The organism is Streptomonospora sediminis (assembly GCF_054778995.1).
Map to the genome: position 1 here is coordinate 1 of NZ_BAAGYZ010000159.1, position 1,229 is coordinate 1,229.

1 rRNA gene is annotated in these 1,229 nt (G+C 58.1%); it reads right to left on the reverse strand.

The features are described from left to right. Positions 1–1,229: ribosomal RNA gene (locus tag ACYVD5_RS27975) — 23S ribosomal RNA — on the reverse strand; the annotation flags it as partial.

Sequence of the window (1,229 nt, forward strand, 5' to 3'; positions counted from 1 at the left end):
AGTACCGGTCAGCTCCACGCCTCACAACGCTTCCACACCCGGCCTATCAACCCAGTCATCACCTGGCGGCCTTACCCCCACCACAGGGCAGGAGACCTCATCTCGAAGCAAGCTTCCCACTTAGATGCTTTCAGCGGTTATCTCTCCCGAACGTAGCCAACCAGCCATGCCCCTGGCGGAACAACTGGCACACCAGCGGTCCGTCCGTCCCGGTCCTCTCGTACTAGGGACAGCCCTCCACAAGTCTCCAACGCGCGCAGCGGATAGGGACCGAACTGTCTCACGACGTTCTAAACCCAGCTCGCGTGCCGCTTTAATGGGCGAACAGCCCAACCCTTGGGACCAACTCCAGCCCCAGGATGCGACGAGCCGACATCGAGGTGCCAAACCATCCCGTCGATACGGACTCTTGGGGAAGATCAGCCTGTTATCCCCGGGGTACCTTTTAGCCGTTGAGCGACGCCGCTTCCACACGCCGGCGCCGGATCACTAGTCCCTGCTTTCGCACCTGCTCGACACGTCCGTCTCACAGTCAAGCTCCCTTGTGCACTTACACTCACCACCTGATTGCCAACCAGGCCGAGGGAACCTTTGGGCGCCTCCGTTACACTTTAGGAGGCAACCGCCCCAGTTAAACTACCCACCAGACACTGTCCCCGAACCGGATCACGGCCCAAGGTTAGATGCCCGAAACAGCCAGAGTGGTATTTCACCAACGCCTCCACCGCCACTAGCGTGACCGCTTCACCGGCTCCCACCTATCCTACACAAACCATCCCAAACACCAATGTCAAGCTATAGTGAAGGTCCCGGGGTCTTTCCGTCCTGCTGCGCGAAACGAGCATCTTTACTCGTAGTGCAATTTCACCGGGCCCGCGGTTGAGACAGCGGGGAAGTCGTTACGCCATTCGTGCAGGTCGGAACTTACCCGACAAGGAATTTCGCTACCTTAGGATGGTTATAGTTACCACCGCCGTTTACTGGCGCTTAGATTCCCAGCTTCACACCCCAAAAGGCGCTAACCAGTCCTCTTAACGTTCCAGCACCGGGCAGGCGTCAGTCCGTATACAGCGTCTTACAACTTCGCACGGACCTGTGTTTTTAATAAACAGTCGCTTCCCCCTGCTATCTGCGACCCCACCCAGCTCACAACGCAACGGTCGATCACCGGACAGGGCTCCCCTTCTCCCAAAGTTACGGGGACAATTTGCCGAGTTCCTTAACCACGG